The sequence below is a fragment of the Methylobacterium sp. AC690 genome, from assembly GCF_979256535.1.
Genome location: NZ_CEEDOX010000023.1, coordinates 1 through 18832, shown reverse-complemented (window position 1 = coordinate 18832; position 18832 = coordinate 1). Strand labels below are relative to the sequence as shown.

Below are 18832 nucleotides of genomic sequence, written 5' to 3'. Positions count from 1 at the left end.
GTTCAGGCCCGGCCCGCCACCAGGGGATTGGCCCGGAAGAAGTCGAGCATCGCCCGCGCCGCGTCGGGCCCGCGCGGATCGGTGTAGCTCCCGGCCGAGCTGCCGCCGGACCAGGCATGGCCGAGGCCGCGCACGATCCAGCCCTCCACCGCGACCCGGCCGTCCGCATCGGCGTAGCGGGTGCGGGTGTAGGGCAGGCCTCCCGGGCTCACCGCCTCCGCCGCCTCGGGCGTCAGCCCGTCGATGCCGGCCTGGGCCAGCGCCTGCTCGCCGTTGCGCGGGTTCACGGTGCCGTCGCTCTCCCCATGGAAGACGATGGTGGGCACCCGCACCGCGGCGACCGCGCAGTCGGCGGCGGCCACCGGGCCGAGGCGCATCACCGTGAGCGCGGTCGAGACGTCGCGGGCACAGCCTGCCGCGAGGCCGGAATGGATGCCCACCGCCGCGTAGAGGTCGGGATAGGCCCGGGCGATGTTCACCGCCGCCGCGCCGCCCGCCGACAGGCCGGCGATGTAGACCCGGGTCGGGTCGACCCGATGCTCGGCGATGATCGCGCGGGTCAGCCCGGCGATGATGCCGGCCTCGCCGGAGTCCCGACCCTGGTCGACGGGCTGGAACCAGTTCCAGCAACGCTGGCCATTGGCGCGCCCACTCTGGGCCGGGTAGGCCACGAGGAAGCCCTCCGCCTCCGCGAGGGCGTTCATGCCGGTGCCGGCGGCGAAATCGTCCGGCGACTGGGTGCAGCCGTGCAGCATCACCACCAGGGGCAGGTTCGGACGGGCGTCGCTGGGGACGAACAGTTTGTAGTCCCGCGCCCCGGCCGCGTTGGCGAAGCCGTGGTCCGTGAAGCTGCCGCCCTCCGTGAGGGGCGCGCGGGCCTGGTTGAAGCCCGACGGGCCGAGACCGCCGGCCAGGCCCGAGACGAGGGTGCCGAGATTGCCGGCGAGGCCGGAGGGGGTCGCCCCGCCGTGACCGGCCTTGCCAAGGCCGCCGAGCACCGGGGCGATGCCCCGCGTCACCGTCTCCACGACCTTGCGCAGCTTCTCGGGGAGGATCGCGGCGAGGCGCGCCTCCTCGGCCGCGGCCGAACCCGATTGGGCCGCAGCCGGACCCGATTTGGGCTCGGTCCTGAACGCAGGCTCGGATGCCGACGGGGATGCTGGCTTGGCCGATGCGCCGGACCGGTCGGTCGCTGGGCCGGTCTCGACGCGCTCGGCCACGAGGTCGATGGTGTGGGGCTGGGACGCCGGGGCGCCGTGGTCGGCCGTCGACCGGCCGGGCGCGCCGGCGAAGCCGCGCTGCAACAGGTCCGTCGCGTCCTGCAGGCGCCCGGCGGCCGTGAGGCGCGTCGCCTCCATCATGTCGGCGAGGCGGTCCTGCATCCGGTTCGAAGAGTCGGTCATGGGGTTCGCTTTCCGGCTCGACGACGGGTCGAACCATGCGAGATAGGGAATGCGGTTTCGGAGATGGTCAGCGAAGGCGGTCGGCGAGGGCCGCCTTCACGGCCGGGGTCGCCTGCAGGCTTCCCATGACCTCGATCGACGCGATGGCGTCGCGGGCCAGTTCCGGCGTGACGTCGGGCGCGATGCTGGCGAGCCCGAGGACGCGGATGTCGAGGCGGATGCCGCTCGCACGCGCGGCCTCGAGTTCGGCCCGGTCGTAGCGGCGCAGGCCGAGTTCGACGCCCTTGCGGGCCACCGACTGCCGGGTCACGTCGCCGTGGCGGGCGATCTGGTTGCGCACGGCCGTGCGGATGAAGTCGCTTCGGTTGGCGTAGACGCTCTCGGACACGAGAAGGTCGATGTGGCCGAGATCGACGTAGCCGAGATTGATCGTGATCTTCTCGGTGTCGCCGACCCGGATCGGCGCCCTGGGCTTATCCTCGAGATCGAGCATCGGACCTTCCCGTTACCATCCAGTGGGATGGTATATGGGAGGCTTTTGCTGCAATGCAATAAGCAGCCTCGTGCGTCGCAGCATCATGGCGCTGACGGGATGACCGGCCGGCGCCGATCCGGGGCGGTTCGAGGCGTCTTCAGGCAGTCTCCTCCTCGCCGAGATAATCGCGCCAGACCGCACCACCGCCCCCGAGGGTCGCGATGAAGGCCGCGTGCCGGGTGCGCTCGGCCTCGCTGAGCCGGTGGCGCAGCTGGCGCGGCCCCACGGGGACGACCTCGCCGCCATCACCGAGGATCACCACCGCCTCGACCTCCGTCATCGCGAGCCCGAGGCTGGTCTGCTTGCCGCCGAGGAGCTCGACATAGACCTCCGCCAGGATCTGCGCGTCGAGGAGCGCGCCGTGCTTGGTCCGCCGCGTGGTGTCGATGCCGTAGCGCGAGCACAGGGCGTCGAGGTTGTTGGCCGCCCCCGTGTGCTTGCGGCGGGCGAGCTGCAGGGTGTCGACGACGTCGGCGAGGTCGATCGGCGGGGGCGCCGCCGCGCCGAGGCGGGCGTATTCCATGTTGAGGAAGCCGACGTCGAAGGGCGCGTTGTGGATCACCAGGGGTGAGTCGCCGCAGAAGTCGCGGAAGGCGTCGACGATGTCGGCGAAGAGCGGCTTGTCGGCCAGGAAGGCGTCGGAGATCCCGTGCACCGCGAAGGCGCCCTGAGAGACCGGCCGGGTCGGGTTGATGAACTGGTGGTAGGACCGGCCGGTCTGGACGTGGTTGATCAGTTCGACGCAGCCGATCTCGATCAGGCGGTCGCCGTTCTTGGCATCCGTGCCGGTGGTCTCGGTGTCGAGGACGATCTCGCGCAGCATCGAAGGATCCTGGAGGGTGGCGTTCGGCCACCGGACCATGCGCCCTCCTAAGACCGCGTCAAGGCGCAGCCGGCATCGGTCCCGCGGTCAGTTGCCGGATGATCGCCGCCACCTCGGCCTCGGCATGGGCGAAACCCAGGCTGGTATCGAGGACGAAATCGGCGCGGGCCCGCTTCTCGGCATCGGGCAGTTGCTTGGCACGGATCGCCTCGAAGGTCGCCGCATCCATGCCGGGCCGGGCGAGGACCCGGGCGCGCTGCACCTCGGGCGGGGCGGTGACCACCAGGACCCGATCGCAGCGGGCCTCGGCGCCGGTCTCGAACAGGAGCGGGATGTCGAGGAGCACGAGGGGCGCCCCGGCCTGGCGGGCGAGGAAGTCCCGGGCCGCCGCCTGGGCCAGGGGATGGACCAGGGCCTCGAGGGCGGCGAGGCGCTCGGGCGCGCCGATCACCGTCTCCCGCAGGCGCGTCCGGTCGACGGCGCCGTCGGGGTCCAGGGTTCCGGGGAAGGCCGCGCCGATGACGGCGGCCGCCGCCCCCCCGGCGCCGTAGAGGGCATGCACGGCCCCGTCCGCGTCGTGGACCGGCACCCCGTGGCGCGCGAACATCGCCGCGGTGGCGGACTTGCCCATGCCGATCGAGCCGGTGAGCCCGAGGATGACCGGCCGGGTCATGCGGGCGCCAGGTCCGCGACGATCCGGGCGCGCAGGGCCGGCGTCACGCGCGGAGTCGTGCGGAACCAGCGGGCGAAGCCCGGCACCGCCTGGTGCAGCAGCATGCCGAGGCCGTCGACGGCGGGCAGCCCTCGCGCCCGCGCCGCCGCGAGGAGGGGCGTCTCCAGGGGCGCGTAGACGATGTCGGCCACCGCCGCGTCCTCGGGCAGGGGCAGGAGGTCGAGGGCGAGGGGTGGGTGGCCGACCATGCCGAGGGAGGTGGTGTTCACGAGGAGCCCTGTCCGCGCCAGGGCGTCCGGCAGGTCGGGCCAGGCCACGGCCTCGACCCGGGCGGGATCGAGCGCCACCAGGGCCTCGGCTCGGGCCAGCGTCCGGTTCGCGACCCGGATCCGGGACAGGCCCCGCTCCAGCAGGCCGACGACGATGGCCCGGGCGGCCCCGCCGGCCCCGAGCACCAGGGCGGTGCCGGCGCCGCGCTCGGTCCAGCCGAGGCCGAGGCTCTGGTCGAGATGGGCGACGAAGCCCGGGGCATCGGTGTTGTCGCCGCAGAGGCGCGCGGACCCGTCGAAGAACAGCGTGTTGACCGCCCCGATCCGCTCCGCCCGCGGCGTCAGGGATTCGACCAGCCCGAACGCCGCCTCCTTGTGCGGAATGGTGACGTTGCCGCCGGCGAAGCCGTTCGCGCGCAGCCCGGCGAGGAAGGCCGGAAAGGCCTCCGGCGCCACGTCGATGCGCTCGTAGCGGCCGTCGATGCCATGCTCGGCGAGCCAATGGCCGTGAATCAGGGGCGAGCGCGAATGCGCGATGGGATGTCCGACGACGAAGGCCCGGATCATACGGTGCAGTCTCCGGCAAGCGCACAGGCGGGGCCGCCCGCCTCCTCGATCTGCAGGGTGGCGTGGCCGATGCCGAAGCGGGCCTTCAGCTCGGCGGCCGTGGCGATGAGGAAGCCGTTGCCCGGATGCCCCTCCGCCATGATGAGATGCGCCGTCAAGGCGATGTCGGTGGTGCTCATCGGCCAGATGTGGAGGTCGTGCAGATCCGCCACGCCGGAGCGGCCGCGCAGGTAGGCGCCCACCGCCGTCGGGTCGATGCCGGGGGGCACGGCCGAGAGGGCCATCACCACGCTGTCGCGCAGGAGGCCCCAGGTCGCCCAGATGATGAGCCCGGCGATGACGAGGCTGACCAGGGGGTCGATCCAGGCCGCCCCCGTCAGCACGATGATGAGGCCGGTCACCACCACGCCGGCCGAGACGGCGGCATCGGCCAGCATGTGCAGGTAGGCGCCGCGGATGTTGATATCGTGGCTGCCCGAGGCGAAGAGCCAGGCGGTGACGCCGTTGATGAGGATGCCGAGGCCGGCCACCATCATCACGGTCATGCCCGCCACCGGCTGGGGCTCGGGAGCGATCAGGCGGGCGACCGCCTCCCAGGCGATGGCGCCGGTGGCCACCAGCAGGAACACCGCGTTGAACAGGGCCGCGAGGATCGAGGAGCCGCGCAGGCCGTAGGTGAAGCGGGCGGTGGGCGCACGCTTGACCAGCACCGAGGCGATCCAGGCGACGAGGAGCCCGAGGACGTCCGAGAGGTTGTGGCCGGCATCCGCCACCAGGGCCATGGACTCGCTGGCGAAGCCGTAGATCGTCTCGATGACCACGAAGGCGATGTTCAGGCCGATGCCGATGGCGAAGGCGCGCCCGAAGGTCGCCGGCGCGTGAGAATGGCCGCCCCCGTGGGAATGACCACCACCATGCGAATGGCCGTGCCCGGCAGAGGCAGAGGCGGGGGCAGAGTTGGGAGCGTGGGCATGCCCGTGCTCGGCGTGATCGTGGTCGTGATGATCGTGCATGTGGTCAGCCATCGATCCCGCTTTCCGTCGCGCCTCGGGCCGTACCGGTCAGCCCCCGCGGCCGGCCCCGGCTCCCGGGTTCACCGCATCCCGGCATCCTGTGATCCCGGGATACCGTGCAAACGCCCTCACCCGAAACTCGGCTTCACCGCCGCCAGGATCACGATCAGGATCATGAGGAGCGTCGGCACCTCGTTGAGGACGCGGTAGAACTTGTGCCCGCGGGTGTTCCGGTCGGCGGCGAAGTCCTTGACCATCCGGGCGAGCCAGCCGTGGATACCGCTCATGGCGAGGACGAGGACGAACTTCGCCTGGAGCCAGCCCGCGGCGTAGTAGCCGCTCATCCAGGCCAGGATCAGTCCGAAGATCCAGGTGGCGATCATGGCCGGGGTCATGATCGCCTTCAGCAGGCGCCGCTCCATGACCTTGAAGGTCTCGGACTGGGCCGCCGCATGCGGCCCCGGCACCAGGGAGGCGTGATAGACGAACAGGCGCGGCAGGTAGAGCATCGCCGCCATCCAGGAGATGAGCGCGACGAGGTGCCCGGCCTTGAGCCAGGGATAGAGGCCGTCCATCGCCGCCTCAGCCCCGCAGGCGGGCGAGCATGCGCTCGACATGGGCGATCGGCGTCTGCGGGGTGATGCCGTGGCCGAGGTTGAAGATATGCGGCAGGCCCTCGGTGGCGGCCAGCACCCCGTCCACCGCCGCGTCGAGGGCCGTGCCCCCCTCGATCAGGGTCTCCGGATGGATATTGCCCTGCGTCACGGTCGTGGCCGGCACCCGGTCGCGCAGGGCCTTCAGGTCCACCGACCAGTCGACGCCGACCGCGTCGGCGGCGGTCTCGGGCACCACCCGGGCATGGCCGTCGAGGCCGGAGCCGCGGGCGAACACGATGATCTTCGCGCCCGGCACCCGGGCACGGACGCCGGCGATCATCCGGGCGATGGGCTGGAGCGACCAGCGGGTCAGGGCGTCGCGGTCGTTCGACCCGGCCGAGGCGCTCTCGGGCAGCGCGCTCTCGGCGACCTCGTTGACGGTCTCCTCGCCGACGGTCTCGCCAGGGTTTTCGCGGGCGTCGGGGAGCGCACCGGCGTGGGATTCGAAGATCTGCACGGCATCCGCCCCGGCCTCGAGCTGGCGCACCAGGTACTCGGTCTGCACGGTGACGAGGCGGTCGATCAGCGCCTCCACCAGGGCGGTGTCGTGCCGGGCGAGGGCCCGGGCCGGCGCGAGGTCCGGCGTGCCGCGGCCGCCGATCATGTAGCTCGCCACCGTCCAGGGGGCGCCGCAGAAGCCCAGCAGCGTGGTCTCGTGGGGCAGCTGCGCGCGCAGGCGCCGGACCGTCTCGAAGACGGGCTCGAGATGGGTGAAGATCGCCGGGTCTCCGGCCTCGCGCAGGCGCTCGAACTCGGCCCGGCCGGCCATGGCGTCGAGGCGGGGGCCCTCGCCCTCGACGAAGCGGACGTTCTGGCCGAGGGCGTCCGGGATCACCAGGATGTCGGAGAACAGGATCGAGGCCTCGAAGCCGAAGCGCCGGATCGGCTGCAGCGTCACCTCGGTGGCGAAGTCGGGATTGTAGCAGAGGTCGAGGAAGGAGCCGGCCCGGGCCCGGATCTCCCGGTATTCCGGCAGGTAGCGCCCGGCTTGGCGCATCATCCAGGCGGGCGGGCGGGACTGCGCCTCGCCCGCGAGAACCCGCAGGACCGTCCGATCCCCTGAAAGACGGTCCCCTGCAACTGCCTGGCTCATCCGATCTCCGACGTCCCGTTCCCCGATGGCCGGTATGTAGCACCGAAGCGTCGGATGTCCCCCTCTCGAAAACCCGTGCTCTCGAAAACCTCTGTTCGCCTGCGGGTGCCGGAGGGGGGCTCACGCCGCCATCCCCACACCGCTCTTCTAAAAGGAAAGAGAGATTCTAGGACTCTGTTTTTTCTTTTAGAGGGGCGGATGGCGGGAGCGAAAAACCGTCCACAGGGCGTCCCCGCGGCCGCGGCGTTAATCAGGCTTTAACGGATTGGGTCCAATGTCCCGGATAGGTGATGGCCGACAGTGCCTTGCCCCTGCCCGGCGGACGCCGATCGGGCCTCGGTCCCGGATTCTCCCAAAACCGTACGGGAATCGCGCCGGTGTGATCGCGTGTTGACGCCGGAGTCGACAAGCCGGCCGGGCCTGCCGCTGGACCGCCCGGGCAAGCCGGCTTATCCACCCTTATCGACTCCCCTGACCGAGCCCGGTGGACAAGACCCTGGGGCGCGCCCTCAGGGATCCTCTCCGCCGGGCCGGAGGAGACTGCCCCTCGATGAGCCGTAGCTATTTCCACCTGCACCTCGTGTCGGATTCCACCGGCGAGACGCTGATCAACGTGGGCCGCGCGGCCGCCGCCCAGTACGAGGGGGTCTCGGCGATCGAGCACGTCTATCCGCTGGTGCGCTCCGCCCCGCAGCTCGAGCGGGTGATCTCCGAGATCGAGGCCGCGCCGGGGCTCGTGCTCTACACCCTGGTGGGCCACGACCTCACCGAGCGGCTGGAGGCGGCCTGCCGCGAGACCGGCTCGCCCTGCCTCTCGGTGCTGCAGCCGGTGCACGCCCTGCTGCAATCCTATCTCGGGGCGGATTCGACGGCCCGGCCCGGCGCGCAGCACATGCTCAACGCCGAGTACTTCAAGCGCATCGACGCGATGAACTTCACCCTGGCCCACGACGACGGCAACCTGCCGCTCGACGTGAACGAGGCCGACGTGATCCTCGTGGGCGTCAGCCGCACCTCGAAGACCCCCACCGCGATCTACCTTGCCAATCGCGGGCTGAAGACCGCGAACTTCCCCCTGGTGCCGGGCATGCCCTTGCCCGAGAGCCTGGAGACGGCGCGAAAGCCGCTCCTGGTCGGGCTCCTCGCCAGCCCGGAGCGCATCGTCCAGATCCGCCAGAACCGGCTCCTCAGCCTGAAGGCCGACGATTCCTCCCTCTACGTCGACCGCGGCGCCGTGGCCGACGAGATCGCCGCCTGCCGGCGGCTCTGCGCCAAGCACCGCTGGCCGACCATCGACGTGACCCGGCGCTCGATCGAGGAGACGGCGGCCGCCATCCTCGACCTGCACCGCGAGCACCGCCTGAAGTTCATCGCCTCGTGAGCGCTCCGAGCCAGCCGACGGTCGCCTCGCCCTGGCGCGGGGGCCTGCCCCTCCTCCTCGCCTCCACCAGCGTGACGCGGCGTGCGCTCCTCGAGAGCGCGGGCCTCGGGGCCGACACCGAGAGTCCCGGGGTCGACGAGCGCGCCGTGGAGGCGGCCTGTGCCGGTCTGCCGCCGGAGGCCCTGGCCCGGCGGCTCGCCGAGGCCAAGGCGGGAGCCGTGGCGGCCCGCCGGCCCGGGCGCGTGGTCGTCGGCGCCGACCAGGTCCTGGCCTGCGACGGCATCCTGTTCCACAAGCCGGCGGATCTCGCCGCCGCCCGCGCGCAGATCGGCGATCTCGCGGGCCGGACCCACGCGCTGCACGCGGCGGTGGCGCTCGCCGTCGACGGCGCCGTGGTCGAGAGCTTCGTCGAGACCGCGCACCTGACCATGCGGCCCCTCGATGCCGCGGCGATCGCGGCCTATGTCGATCTCGCCGGGCCCGACCGGGTCTGCTCCAGCGTCGGCGGCTACCAGCTGGAAGGCCTCGGCATCCATCTGTTCGCGACGGTCGCGGGCGACCACTCCACCATCCTCGGTTTGCCGCTGCTGCCGCTCCTGGCACGGCTGCGGGCGCGGTGCTGGCTCAGCTTCTGACGTTTCTCCGACCGCGCGAGGCCTGCTCCATGGTGACGATTCTCCGCCCGCTGCTCGGCGGCCTGCTCCTCGTCCTCGCGGCCGGCTCGGCCGAGGCCGCGAGCTTCTCCTGCGAGAAGGCGGAGTCCGCCGACGAGAAGGCGATCTGCGCCCACCTGCCCCTCAACGACCGCGACGTGGAGATGGCGACCCGCTTCGAGATCCTGCGGGCGATGCTGCCCATGGGCGGCAATGCCAAGCTGCGCGAGGACCAGGAAGCCTGGCTCACCGAGCGCCGCGCCTGCGGCGCCGACGTGGACTGTCTGAAGCAATCCTACGAGGGCCGGCTGAAGGTCCTGCGGGCCGTGTTCTCGGAATTCGCCAAGCAGGGCCCGCTCTGAAGGCACGACACCCCCCCGGCCCTCAGCCGAGCTGCCAGTCGATCGGGGCGACGCCGTGGGCCGACAGCCAGGCATTGGCGGCGTCGAACGGGCGCGAGCCGGGAAAATCCCGCGCACGGTTGAGCGGCGAGGGATGGCCGCATGCGACGATGCCGTGGCGGCCGGCCTCCACCAGGGCGGCCCGCGCCCGCGCCTGGGCGCCCCAGAGCAGGAACACTGCCGGCTCCGAGCGGGCCGAGACCGCCGCGACCGCCTGGTCGGTCAGGGCCGACCAGCCGTAGCGCAGGTGCGCACCGGCCTTGCCGGCCTCCACCGTGAGGGCGGCGTTGAGGAGGAGCACGCCCTGCCGGGCCCAGGGGGTGAGGTCGCCCGTCCGGGGCCTGGCCGGCGGGGCGTCCGGTTCGGCGAGCTCGGCCAGGATCACCTTGAGCGAGGCCGGCAGCCGCCGCGGGCCGCCATAGGAGAAGGCCAGGCCGTTGGCGTCGCCCGGCGTCGGATAGGGGTCCTGCCCCAGGATGACGACCTTCACCCGGTCGAGGGGCGTGAGCGCGAGGGCGTTGAAGATGTTCTCGGGCGCCGGCAGCACGGTGGCACCGGCGGCGATGCGGGCATCGACCCGGGCGGCCACCGCGTCGGCGGCGCCATCGTGAAAGAACGGCAGGGCGAGCCAGGGCGAGCCCGAACTCCGGAAGCGGGCGAGGGCGTCGGCGACGGGCGTCTCGGACATCAGCGAACCAGGATACGGCCCTCCGCGGGGGCGGGGAGCGGGGCGTTGGCGCGGATATAGGCCATCACGGCATTGGCCACGAGCTGTCCGTCCGTCCGGCCGATCAGGGTCCGGCCCCGGGCGAGGTCACCGTAGCCGTTGCCGCCGTCGTACAGGAAATTGTTCGACGCGACCGTGTAGGTCGCGTCCGGGTCGACGGGGCTGCCCGCCGCGGTCAGCGACACGATCCGCTTGCCCACCGGCGCGGCGGGATCGACGCTGACGACGAGGCCGGACACGTGCGGGAAGCGCCCCGCCGGCCGGCCCCAATCGGCCAGCGCCCCTTCGAGGAGGGTGCGGAGGCGCCCGCCCGTCAGCGAAACCAGCACGATGGTGTTGCCGAAGGGCAGTTCGGTGAGGATGTCCCGGCGGGTCAGGGTCGCGCCGGCCGGATAGAGCCGGTTGCCCCGGATGCCGCCGCCGTTGGTGATCGCGACCTGCGCCCCGGTGGCGGCCCGCAGGGCGTCCGCCACGAGGCTGCCGAAGCTCGCCTCGCGGACCCGCACCGCGGCGATGCGGCTGTCGAGGGGGGCACGGGTCGCGCCCACCGGCACGTCGAGTTCCCGCGACAGCGCGCCTTGAAGGCGCTGCACCTCCGCCAGGGTCTCGGGATCGGGGGTGACCTGGGCCGAGTCGTGGATGCGGAAGCTCGGGCGCCAGTCCACGCGCCGATCCCGGCCCGTGCCGGTCACCGTCGCCGTCACGTCGATGGCGGTGACGTAATGGGCGTCGAAGCTCGATTCCGCCATCACGGTCTGGCCGTCGTAGCGCACCACGAGGTCGTGGTCGTGGCCCGAGAGCAGGATGTCGACGAGGCGGGCGGCCACGATGGCGTCGTCGGTGGCCCGGGCCGTGTGGCAGACGCCCACCACGAGGTCGACGCCCTCCGTTCGCAGGGCCTGGACCTCGCGGGCCAGGGTCTCGATCTCGGGGGCGAAGCGCAGGTCGCCCGCCTGCGATTTCTCCGGCGTGCTCGCCAGTGCGATGCCCACCACGCCGACCCGGATGCCCCCGAGGGTGACCAGCATTCGGTCGCGCAGGCCCGCCAGCGGCCGGCCGGCCCCGTCGCGCAGGTTGGCGGCCAGGACGGGAAAGCTCGCCTCGCCCATGCGCTCGGCGAAGGTGGCGGGACCGAAATCGAACTCGTGGTTGCCCGGTACGAACACGTCGGGCGGCGCGCGGTTGAGGAGCTCGACGATGTGGGCGCCGCGGTCGAAGCCCGACAGCAGCGAGGGCGACAGGGTGTCGCCCGCATGGGCGTAGAGCATCGGCACGCCCCGCGCCCGCTCGGCCTTCACGATGGCGGCGAGGCGCGCGAAGCCGCCCCGGCCGTCGACCTCGGCCATCTGGTAGAGGTCGTTGACGAGGAGCAGGGTGAAGGTGGGGTCAGGCGCCGCCGCGGGCGCGGCCCCGGCCGGGCCGCCCAGACCGACGGCGAGACCCGCCCCGAGGCCGAGGGTCTGGCGGCGGTTCGGAATGGTCCTGTGGGGGTTCGTCACGGCGGCGTCTCGGGCATCGGGCGGGCGGCCGGATGCCGCCGCCCGATCCCGCGTTCTAGGACGCCGTTCACGAAGGGGCTACGACGGCCGGCAAGCGGCGCGCGGCCGCCTCAGCGCGACACGAAGGTGTCGCGCACCGCCTTGGCGTTGCGGCGGACCATCGGCCAGAGCCAGGCGCCGGAGGCCAGGAAGACGGCGGGCGGCATCGGCTTCAGGTCCACGGCCAGGCGCTCGGCGAGGCCGGGATTGGCCAGGGCCACGGGCGGGGCATCGGTCTTGGCATAGACCACCGCGGTGTTCTCGCGCGGGTAGTCCGGATGCGGCACGAGGCCGGCCCGGCGGGCGGTGAGATCGAAGGTCTCGCGCACGAAGCCGTGGACATGGGCGAAGTGGAAGCGCTCGTGCGCGGGTTTGCCCGTGGTGGCCATGTCGGGCACGGCGGCGAAGAGCACGCCGTCCGGCTTCAGCCAGCGCGACAGGCGCTCCATAACGTCGGCGGGGTCGCGCAGGTGTTCCAGCACGTGCCGGGTGGTGATGACGTCGAAATGCGCCTCCGGGAAGCGCTCGTCCCCGGCATCGTCCAGCACCTCGACGCCGTGATGCGTGCGGGCGTAGTTGGCGTAGTCCCGACCCGGCTCGATGCCGATCGCCTCGCAGCCCTTCGCGCGCGCCTCGGCCAGGAACTCGCCCGATCCCGAGCCAAAATCCAGGACCCGGGCCCCCGGCTTCAGCTTGGGCGCCAGGAGGCCGGCGCGGAAGGCCGCCTCGCGGGCCGAGCGCTTGAGGTGGACCCGCGGCGGGCCGCCCGCGAAGGCGAGCTGATAATCGGCCCGGTAGGCGCTGGCGTAGTAGTCCGCCAGCTCGGCCGGCGTCGGCATCGGGTCGGTGCGGATCAGGCCGCACTGGCGGCAGGCGATGGATTTCAGGGTCTTCAGCCGGCGGTCGCTCTCGGCCACCACCACGGACTCCGCCGATCCGCAGAGATTGCAGGCGGTCGGCCCCCCCGTATAGGGATAACCCGTGAAGGGCATGAAGTGGTTGAGGAAGTACCGGGGAGACGGCATGTCGCGCCTTCATCCATCGTGTGATCGCTGGAAGGCTCCGTGCTCTAGATAGATATCCCCAACGACACAACCTTTGTGAACCCGCCGCTCTCAAGCGCTCACCTCCAGGGCGATACGGAAACCCGATGAACGAACGCGTCGCACCGCCGCTCCCGCAGGACGGACTGTCGCTCCCGACCCAGACGGGCGTGCCCGGAAGCGCTCCCAACACGGCTCCGGGAGCCGCTCCCGGACCCGGACCTGGCAGCCTGCCCGCCGAACATCCGCCGGTGCGCTGGGGCCGGGTCGGCGTCCTCCTGATGAATCTCGGGACGCCGGAAGGCACGAGCTACTGGCCGATGCGCCGCTACCTCAAGGAATTCCTCTCCGATCGCCGGGTGATCGAGGTGCCGCGCCTGATCTGGTGGCCGCTCCTCAACCTGATTATCCTGACGAAGCGCCCGGGGCCGAAGGGCCGCGACTATGCCAGCGTCTGGAACAACGAGCGCGACGAGGGCCCCCTGAAGACGATCACCCGCGGCCAGGCCGAGCGCCTGCAGGCGGCCATGGGGGATTCGGTCGTGGTCGACTGGGCGATGCGCTACGGCAAGCCGGAGGTTTCCGTGCGGATCCAGGCCCTGCTCGACCAGGGCTGCGACCGCATCCTGCTGGTGCCGCTCTATCCGCAATACGCGGCCGCGACCTCGGCCACGGCCTGCGACCAGGCCTTCAAGGCCCTGATGCAGATGCGCTGGCAGCCGACGGTGCGCGTCTCGCCGCCCTATCACGACGACCCCGTCTACATCGACGCGATGGCGACCTCGATCCGGGAGGGCCTGGCCAAGCTCGACTTCGAGCCCGAGGTGATCCTGACCTCGTTCCACGGGGTGCCCAAGAGCTACCTCCTCAAGGGCGACCCCTATCATTGCCAGTGCGTGAAGACCGGACGCCTGATCCGCGAGGCGCTGGGCTTCTCGCCGGAGAAGATGCGCACCACCTTCCAGTCGCGCTTCGGCAACGAGGAATGGCTGCGGCCCTACACCGACGAGACGGTGCAGACCCTCGCCAAGAGCGGCGTCAAGCGCATGGCGATCGTGGCGCCCGGCTTCACCGCCGACTGCCTCGAGACCCTGGAGGAGCTCGACGGCGAGAACCGCCACTACTTCGAGGACAATGGCGGCGAGCAGTTCGCCTACATCCCCTGCCTGAACGACAGCGACCTCGGCATGACGGTGATCGAGACCGTGGTCCGGCGCGAATTGCAGGGCTGGGTCTAGGGTTCCGGGCCGGACGGTGTCGCCGGAAGCCATCTCCAGGTGAAAGCCATCGCCAAGTGCAGGCCCGGTTGCTACTAGAGCCCGCGACGAGGCGGCAGGCGAGACGATGACGAGACCGGAGGCAGGCGGGGGCACCGCGGGCGAACAATCGCAGGAGCACCTGCGCCTGCTCGCCCATTTCCAGGAAGCCGGCTACGGCGCCGTGACGCCGCCGGTGCTCCAGCCGGTGGAGCCGTTCCTCGAACTGTCCGGCGAGGACATCCGCCGGCGCATCTTCGTGACGCAGGACGCCGCGGGCAGCGAACTCTGCCTGCGCCCGGAATTCACGATTCCGGTCTGCCGCCACCACCTCGCGCATGCCCCGAAGTTTTCCGCTCCCCAGGACCCGCAGGGGGCCGACTACAGCTATCTCGGACCGGTCTTCCGGCTCGCCGGCGACGAGCCGGACGAGTTCCTCCAGGCCGGCATCGAGTCGGTCGGGCGCACCGACACGCCGGCCGCCGACGCGGAGGTGATCGGCCTCGCCCTGGAGGGCCTCGCCCTGCTCGGGCGCAGCGACGTCGCCGTCCGCCTCGGCGACATGGGCCTCGTCGACGCCCTGCTCGATGCCCTGAGCGTGCCCCCCACCGCCAAGCGCCGTACCCTGCGGGCGCTGGCCGCCGGCCGGTCCCTCGACGCGGTCACCAACGGCCTGCGCATGGAAGACCCCCATGCGGGGCTCCTCGCCGCGATCCAGGGCCAGGATCCGAAGGGGGTTCGCGCCTTCGTGGAGGATGTGCTGTCGATCGCCGGCATCTCGCGGGTCGGCGGCCGCAGCGCCGGCGAGATCGCGGAGCGCTTCCTCGCCAAGGCGTCCGCGCAGGCGAGCGGCGGCTCCGGGCTCAACCCCGAGAACCGCGCCCTCATCGATCGGTATCGCGCCATCGAGGGGGATCCCGACAGCGCCGCCGCCGCGGTGCGGGCCCTGGTGCAGGAGGCTGGCCTCGACCATCCGCCTCTCGATGCGGCCCTCGACCTGTTCGAGGAGCGCACCGGCTTCATGGCCGCCCGCGGCCTGGCCGTGGAGCGCTTCCGCTTCTCGGGCGGCTTCGCCCGCAACCTCGACTACTACACCGGCTTCATCTTCGAGGGCACGGCGCCCGATGCGCTCAAGCTGCCCCTGGTGGGCGGCGGCCGCTACGACGGCCTGCTCCAGCACCTCGGGAGCCCCGTGCCCGTGCCCGCCGTCGGTTGCGCCGTCTGGCTCTCGCGGGTCGTCGCGGACGCCCCCACCGAGAAGGACGCGACCGTTGGCTGAACCGGATTCCCTCGTCCTCGCGGTTCCCTCCAAGGGCCGGCTGCAGGAGAACGCCGCCGCCTTCTTCGCCCGGGCCGGCCTCAAGCTCGCCCAGAACACCGGCGCGCGGGATTACCGCGGAAAGCTCGTGGGCGTGCCCGGCGTCGAGGTGCGGTACCTCTCGGCTTCCGAGATCGCGGCCCAGCTCGCCAGCGGGGCGGCCCATCTCGGCATCACCGGCGAGGACCTGATCCGCGAGTCGCTGCCCGACGCCCGCGGCCAGGTCGAACTCCTGACGCCCCTCGGCTTCGGCCAGGCCACCGTGGTGGTCGCCGTGCCCCAGGCCTGGATCGACGTCCGCGCCATGAGCGACCTCGACGAGGTCGCCGCCGAGATGCGGGTCCGCCACGGCAAGCGCCTGCGCATCGCCACGAAGTACATCAACCTCACGCGCCGCTTCTTCGCCGAGCACGGCGTGGCGGATTACCGCATCGTCGAGAGCCTGGGCGCCACCGAGGGGGCGCCGGCGGCAGGTTCGGCCGAGATTATCGTCGACATCACCACCACGGGAGCGACGCTGGCGGCCAACGCCCTGAAGATCCTGGAGGACGGGATCATCCTGCGCTCGGAGGCGAACCTCGTCGCCGCCCTGAACGCCCCCTGGGGCGAGCCCCAGCGCCGGGCCCTGCGCGCCGTCCTCGGCCGCATCCAGGCGGAGGAGCGCGCCCGCACCACCCGCGAGGTCCGCGCCGCCATGCCGGACGACGGCGACATCGACCTGGCCGGCATCGCCGCCCTGCACGACGCGGCCCTGCCCTACGGCGCACCCGAGGGGCGCGGCGAGATGGTGCTGCACTGCCCCGTCGACGCGGTGTTCGACCTCGCCGACGCCCTGGTGAAGGCCGGAGCGGGCGCCGTGAACGTGCGCAAGATTGACTACGCCTTCACGCCGGACAACCCGCTGATGGACCGGCTGCTCGGCCGGCTCGGCTAAGGCGGGCGCTTGGGCAGGTGTTTGGGTAGGTGTTCGGGCGGGCGTTTGACGCGCCGCGCCCGGGGCCTATCTCAGCGCGCAAGCGGAGCGTGAAGCCTCCGCGCCTGAGGAAACCCCCCGCATGTTCGCTCGCCTTCCGCTGGCCGCCGGCCTCGTTACCTGCCTCGCGCTGCCGCTCGCCGCGCAGGCCCAGATCCGCAACGCGCCCTCGCCGCGGGCCCTGGAATTCGCCGCCTACATCTTCGCGGCCGCCAATGTCTGCGGCTACCGCATCGGCACGGAGGAGTTCGACGCCCTCCTCGAGAAGCAGAACGTGCGGGCCGCGGACGTCAGCCCGCGGGGCCCGTTCGGCGGGCGGGTGCAGACCATGTTCGCCCTGATGTCGAACCAGATGCAGCTCAACCGCGAGAAGGCCTGCATCGCGGTCGCGGGGGAGTACGGCCCCGAGGGCAACGTCAGCAAGAACGTCCTCCTGCCCGCCGAAGCGCCTGCCGCCGGCGCCCCGCAGAGCGAGATCAAGCTTGGCGAAACCAAGCCTGGCGAAATCAAGCCGAGCGACGTCAAGCCGGCACAGTAAGTGCCCGCCGGCCGGGCGGCGAGCGCCGTCCGGCCCGGGTGACCGATCCGGGATAAGGCCCGAGGCCGGGGTGCCGGATCGCATGATCCCAGCACAGCCCCGTCCCGCATTCGCGTTTTGGACCCGAATCCCCTATATCGGACCCATTCCAAGTCCGAAGGTTCATCCAGATCATGGCGACGGCGTCGTTCGACACCGCCCGGCGCGACGCGAGCGCCGTTCCCGCAATCGAGAAGCTGCCCGAGTTCGAGCCCCAGGCCGGCAGCCCGGCGCTGCCGCCCGGGCGCGCGTCCCTGGTAGGGCTCACCCGTGAGCAGCTGAAGGCCCGGCTGGGCGCTATCGGCGTCTCCGAGCGCGAGCAGCGCATGCGCTCCGGCCAGATCTGGCACTGGCTCAACGTGCGCGGCGCCAAGGCCTTCGACGAGATGACCAATGTCGGCAAGGGCCTGAAGACCCAGCTCGCCGACGCCTACACCCTCGACCGGCCCGAGGTGGTCACCGAGCAGGTCTCCCGCGACGGCACCCGCAAGTGGCTGATGCGCATGGCCCCCACGGGCAAGCACGACCACAACCGCGGCGCCGAGATCGAGTGCGTCTACATCCCGGGGCGCGGCCGCGGCACCCTGTGCGTCTCGAGCCAGGTCGGCTGCACCCTGACCTGCTCGTTCTGCCACACCGGCACGCAGCGCCTGGTGCGCAACCTGACGGCGGCCGAGATCACCGCGCAGCTCGTCGTGGCCCGCGACCACCTCAACGACTGGGCTGGCCAGAACCCGACCGCCCCGGGTGCGGACGAGAGCCGGCGCAAGGTCACCAACATCGTCTTCATGGGCATGGGCGAGCCCCTCTACAATCTCGACAACGTGGTCGACGCCGTCGGCGTCATGGCCGACCAGGAGGGCCTCGGCCTCTCCCGTCGGCGCATCACCGTCTCGACCTCCGGCGTCGTGCCGCAGATGCAGCGCCTCGGCGACGAGGCCCACGCCATGCTGGCGATCTCGCTGCACGCGGTGCGCGACGACATCCGCGACACCCTCGTGCCCCTGAACCGCAAGTACCCCCTGGCCGAGCTGCTGGCCGCCTGCCGCTCCTATCCCGGCCTGAACAACGCCCGCCGCATCACCTTCGAATACGTGATGCTGAAGGGCGTGAACGACAGCGACGCCGACGCGCGCGAGCTGGTGCGCCTGCTCAAGGGCATCCCGGCCAAGATCAACCTGATCCCGTTCAATCCCTGGCCGGGCAGCGTCTACGAATGCTCCGACTGGGAGCGGATCGAACGGTTCTCGGAAATCATCTACGAAGCCGGCTACGCCTCACCCGTGCGCACCCCGCGCGGGCGCGATATCCTGGCCGCCTGCGGCCAGCTGAAGAGCGAGACCGAGAAGCTGCGCGCCCGGGCCCGGATGATGCTGGAGGACGGCATCGGCGCCGAGGGCGTCTATGCGGGTGCCGACGACGGCGACGAAGACTGACGGGTGCGTCTCCTCGGCGACCTGTTCATCGCCAGCCTCGCCCTGATCCTGGCGATTCCCTGCGGGGCGGCCGTCCTGGCCTTCGGCGCGATGCTCGACCCGGCCACCAGCGAGACCCTGTCCCGCCTCGGCCTCGTCGGGCTGTTCTCCGGGTTGACCGATCTCGCGTCCGGGATCGGTCCCGAGACCCTGCTGTTCGCCCTGGCCGCCATCGCCCGCGCGCTGTTCGTGCTCCTGGTGGTGCCGCCGGTCCTGGTGGCCGTCCTCGGAGCGGTCCTGAACTGGCGCGCCGCCACCTGGTACGGCGCCGGTACCGGCCTGCTCACCGCCTCCGTGCCCTGGCTCGCCCGCGGCCTGTCGCGCGGCGGGGCAAGCGGCGAGGCCCTGGCGCTGGAGGGCCGCATCACCGCGGTGCTGTTCCTCACCGGCGCGGCGTCGGGCCTCGTCTACTGGTTGATCGCGGGGCGCCACCACGGCGCGCCGGTGAGGAACAGCAC

General features: G+C 71.8%; 20 protein-coding genes. 9 read left to right on the top strand and 11 right to left on the bottom strand.

Translation table 11 applies throughout. The features are described from left to right. Positions 1–2: 2 nt before the first annotated feature. The 8 genes from AC0IY1_RS22015 to AC0IY1_RS21980 all read right to left on the bottom strand — a co-directional run bounded on the left by AC0IY1_RS22015 (position 3) and on the right by AC0IY1_RS21980 (position 7032). Positions 3–1403, bottom strand: coding sequence for an extracellular catalytic domain type 1 short-chain-length polyhydroxyalkanoate depolymerase (locus AC0IY1_RS22015; protein ID WP_471772412.1), 1401 nt, complete (start codon positions 1401–1403; stop codon positions 3–5). Between the two features lie 67 nt (positions 1404–1470). Continuing rightward, the gene (locus AC0IY1_RS22010) at positions 1471–1896 is read right to left on the bottom strand and encodes a hypothetical protein (protein WP_055946596.1); all 426 of its coding nucleotides are present in this window, start codon (positions 1894–1896) and stop codon (positions 1471–1473) included. A gap of 139 nt (positions 1897–2035) precedes the next feature. After that, the gene (dnaQ, locus tag AC0IY1_RS22005; protein ID WP_471772488.1) at positions 2036–2761 is read right to left on the bottom strand and encodes a DNA polymerase III subunit epsilon; all 726 of its coding nucleotides are present in this window, start codon (positions 2759–2761) and stop codon (positions 2036–2038) included. Positions 2762–2819: 58 nt separating this feature from the next. Next, the gene (coaE, locus tag AC0IY1_RS22000; RefSeq protein WP_471772410.1) at positions 2820–3434 is read right to left on the bottom strand and encodes a dephospho-CoA kinase; all 615 of its coding nucleotides are present in this window, start codon (positions 3432–3434) and stop codon (positions 2820–2822) included. Further along, on the bottom strand, positions 3431–4270 hold the full coding sequence (locus AC0IY1_RS21995) for a shikimate dehydrogenase (RefSeq protein ID WP_181017264.1): 840 nt from the start codon (positions 4268–4270) through the stop codon (positions 3431–3433). Before AC0IY1_RS21995 ends, coaE begins: the two co-directional genes overlap by 4 nt. Beyond that, the gene (locus tag AC0IY1_RS21990; protein ID WP_471772408.1) at positions 4267–5295 is read right to left on the bottom strand and encodes a cation diffusion facilitator family transporter; all 1029 of its coding nucleotides are present in this window, start codon (positions 5293–5295) and stop codon (positions 4267–4269) included. Before AC0IY1_RS21990 ends, AC0IY1_RS21995 begins: the two co-directional genes overlap by 4 nt. Positions 5296–5411: 116 nt before the next feature. Then, complete coding sequence (hemJ, locus tag AC0IY1_RS21985) at positions 5412–5858, bottom strand: protoporphyrinogen oxidase HemJ (RefSeq protein ID WP_103708964.1); 447 nt, start codon at positions 5856–5858, stop codon at positions 5412–5414. A 7-nt stretch (positions 5859–5865) separates the two neighbouring features. Continuing rightward, a complete protein-coding gene (locus AC0IY1_RS21980; protein WP_471772406.1) occupies positions 5866–7032 on the bottom strand; it encodes a uroporphyrinogen decarboxylase in 1167 nt (388 codons plus the stop codon). 550 nt (positions 7033–7582) lie between these two features. On the opposite strand from AC0IY1_RS21980, the gene AC0IY1_RS21975 reads away from it, so the two are divergent. The 3 genes from AC0IY1_RS21975 to AC0IY1_RS21965 are packed head-to-tail and all read left to right on the top strand — an operon-like array spanning position 7583 to position 9428. Beyond that, positions 7583–8413 (top strand): pyruvate, water dikinase regulatory protein, encoded by an 831-nt coding sequence (locus AC0IY1_RS21975; RefSeq protein WP_055946578.1) that lies wholly within the window; start codon positions 7583–7585, stop codon positions 8411–8413. Beyond that, complete coding sequence (locus AC0IY1_RS21970; RefSeq protein ID WP_471772404.1) at positions 8410–9048, top strand: Maf family protein; 639 nt, start codon at positions 8410–8412, stop codon at positions 9046–9048. The genes AC0IY1_RS21975 and AC0IY1_RS21970 overlap by 4 nt, the downstream gene beginning before the upstream one ends. A 29-nt stretch (positions 9049–9077) precedes the next feature. Beyond that, complete coding sequence (locus AC0IY1_RS21965) at positions 9078–9428, top strand: lysozyme inhibitor LprI family protein (RefSeq protein WP_471772402.1); 351 nt, start codon at positions 9078–9080, stop codon at positions 9426–9428. Positions 9429–9450: 22 nt separating this feature from the next. Here the strand turns inward: AC0IY1_RS21965 and AC0IY1_RS21960 are convergent, their stop codons facing one another. The 3 genes from AC0IY1_RS21960 to AC0IY1_RS21950 all read right to left on the bottom strand — a co-directional run bounded on the left by AC0IY1_RS21960 (position 9451) and on the right by AC0IY1_RS21950 (position 12757). Further along, positions 9451–10155 carry a uracil-DNA glycosylase gene (locus AC0IY1_RS21960; RefSeq protein WP_471772399.1) on the bottom strand — a complete coding sequence of 235 codons (705 nt, stop codon included), beginning with the start codon at positions 10153–10155 and terminating at the stop codon, positions 9451–9453. Next, the gene (locus AC0IY1_RS21955) at positions 10155–11693 is read right to left on the bottom strand and encodes a bifunctional metallophosphatase/5'-nucleotidase (protein WP_471772397.1); all 1539 of its coding nucleotides are present in this window, start codon (positions 11691–11693) and stop codon (positions 10155–10157) included. The genes AC0IY1_RS21960 and AC0IY1_RS21955 overlap by 1 nt, the downstream gene beginning before the upstream one ends. Positions 11694–11803: 110 nt before the next feature. Then, positions 11804–12757, bottom strand: coding sequence for a class I SAM-dependent methyltransferase (locus AC0IY1_RS21950; RefSeq protein WP_471772396.1), 954 nt, complete (start codon positions 12755–12757; stop codon positions 11804–11806). Between the two features lie 125 nt (positions 12758–12882). Between AC0IY1_RS21950 and hemH the strand changes: the two genes are divergently transcribed. From hemH to AC0IY1_RS21920, 6 genes are all read left to right on the top strand, one after another. After that, complete coding sequence (hemH, locus tag AC0IY1_RS21945; protein WP_471772393.1) at positions 12883–14013, top strand: ferrochelatase; 1131 nt, start codon at positions 12883–12885, stop codon at positions 14011–14013. A gap of 106 nt (positions 14014–14119) precedes the next feature. After that, on the top strand, positions 14120–15310 hold the full coding sequence (locus AC0IY1_RS21940; RefSeq protein ID WP_471772392.1) for an ATP phosphoribosyltransferase regulatory subunit: 1191 nt from the start codon (positions 14120–14122) through the stop codon (positions 15308–15310). Further along, positions 15303–16283: an ATP phosphoribosyltransferase gene (gene hisG / locus AC0IY1_RS21935; protein WP_055946560.1), complete on the top strand. Its 981-nt coding sequence runs from the start codon at positions 15303–15305 to the stop codon at positions 16281–16283. The genes AC0IY1_RS21940 and hisG overlap by 8 nt, the downstream gene beginning before the upstream one ends. A 121-nt stretch (positions 16284–16404) precedes the next feature. Continuing rightward, the gene (locus AC0IY1_RS21930; protein WP_471772390.1) at positions 16405–16860 is read left to right on the top strand and encodes a hypothetical protein; all 456 of its coding nucleotides are present in this window, start codon (positions 16405–16407) and stop codon (positions 16858–16860) included. A gap of 173 nt (positions 16861–17033) precedes the next feature. Then, entirely contained in the window at positions 17034–18335 is a 1302-nt protein-coding gene (gene rlmN / locus AC0IY1_RS21925; RefSeq protein ID WP_055946557.1) for a dual-specificity RNA methyltransferase RlmN, read from the top strand. Between the two features lie 3 nt (positions 18336–18338). After that, positions 18339–18832 (top strand): hypothetical protein (locus AC0IY1_RS21920; RefSeq protein ID WP_471772388.1); only part of this gene is annotated, 494 nt, incomplete at its 3' end.

What these genes read in the sequence shown, in the direction of transcription:
- AC0IY1_RS21930 (WP_471772390.1), top strand. Translation starts at nt 16,405, where the DNA reads ATGTTCGCTCGCCTTCCGCTGGCCGCCGGCCTCGTTACCTGCCTCGCG.
- AC0IY1_RS21960 (WP_471772399.1), bottom strand. Translation starts at nt 10,155, where the DNA reads ATGTCCGAGACGCCCGTCGCCGACGCCCTCGCCCGCTTCCGGAGTTCG.
- rlmN (WP_055946557.1), top strand. Translation starts at nt 17,034, where the DNA reads ATGGCGACGGCGTCGTTCGACACCGCCCGGCGCGACGCGAGCGCCGTT.
- hemJ (WP_103708964.1), bottom strand. Translation starts at nt 5,858, where the DNA reads ATGGACGGCCTCTATCCCTGGCTCAAGGCCGGGCACCTCGTCGCGCTC.
- dnaQ (WP_471772488.1), bottom strand. Translation starts at nt 2,761, where the DNA reads ATGCTGCGCGAGATCGTCCTCGACACCGAGACCACCGGCACGGATGCC.
- AC0IY1_RS22010 (WP_055946596.1), bottom strand. Translation starts at nt 1,896, where the DNA reads ATGCTCGATCTCGAGGATAAGCCCAGGGCGCCGATCCGGGTCGGCGAC.
- AC0IY1_RS21980 (WP_471772406.1), bottom strand. Translation starts at nt 7,032, where the DNA reads ATGAGCCAGGCAGTTGCAGGGGACCGTCTTTCAGGGGATCGGACGGTC.
- AC0IY1_RS21965 (WP_471772402.1), top strand. Translation starts at nt 9,078, where the DNA reads ATGGTGACGATTCTCCGCCCGCTGCTCGGCGGCCTGCTCCTCGTCCTC.
- AC0IY1_RS22015 (WP_471772412.1), bottom strand. Translation starts at nt 1,403, where the DNA reads ATGACCGACTCTTCGAACCGGATGCAGGACCGCCTCGCCGACATGATG.
- AC0IY1_RS21975 (WP_055946578.1), top strand. Translation starts at nt 7,583, where the DNA reads ATGAGCCGTAGCTATTTCCACCTGCACCTCGTGTCGGATTCCACCGGC.
- AC0IY1_RS21990 (WP_471772408.1), bottom strand. Translation starts at nt 5,295, where the DNA reads ATGGCTGACCACATGCACGATCATCACGACCACGATCACGCCGAGCAC.
- AC0IY1_RS21940 (WP_471772392.1), top strand. Translation starts at nt 14,120, where the DNA reads ATGACGAGACCGGAGGCAGGCGGGGGCACCGCGGGCGAACAATCGCAG.
- AC0IY1_RS21995 (WP_181017264.1), bottom strand. Translation starts at nt 4,270, where the DNA reads ATGATCCGGGCCTTCGTCGTCGGACATCCCATCGCGCATTCGCGCTCG.
- AC0IY1_RS21950 (WP_471772396.1), bottom strand. Translation starts at nt 12,757, where the DNA reads ATGCCGTCTCCCCGGTACTTCCTCAACCACTTCATGCCCTTCACGGGT.
- coaE (WP_471772410.1), bottom strand. Translation starts at nt 3,434, where the DNA reads ATGACCCGGCCGGTCATCCTCGGGCTCACCGGCTCGATCGGCATGGGC.
- hemH (WP_471772393.1), top strand. Translation starts at nt 12,883, where the DNA reads ATGAACGAACGCGTCGCACCGCCGCTCCCGCAGGACGGACTGTCGCTC.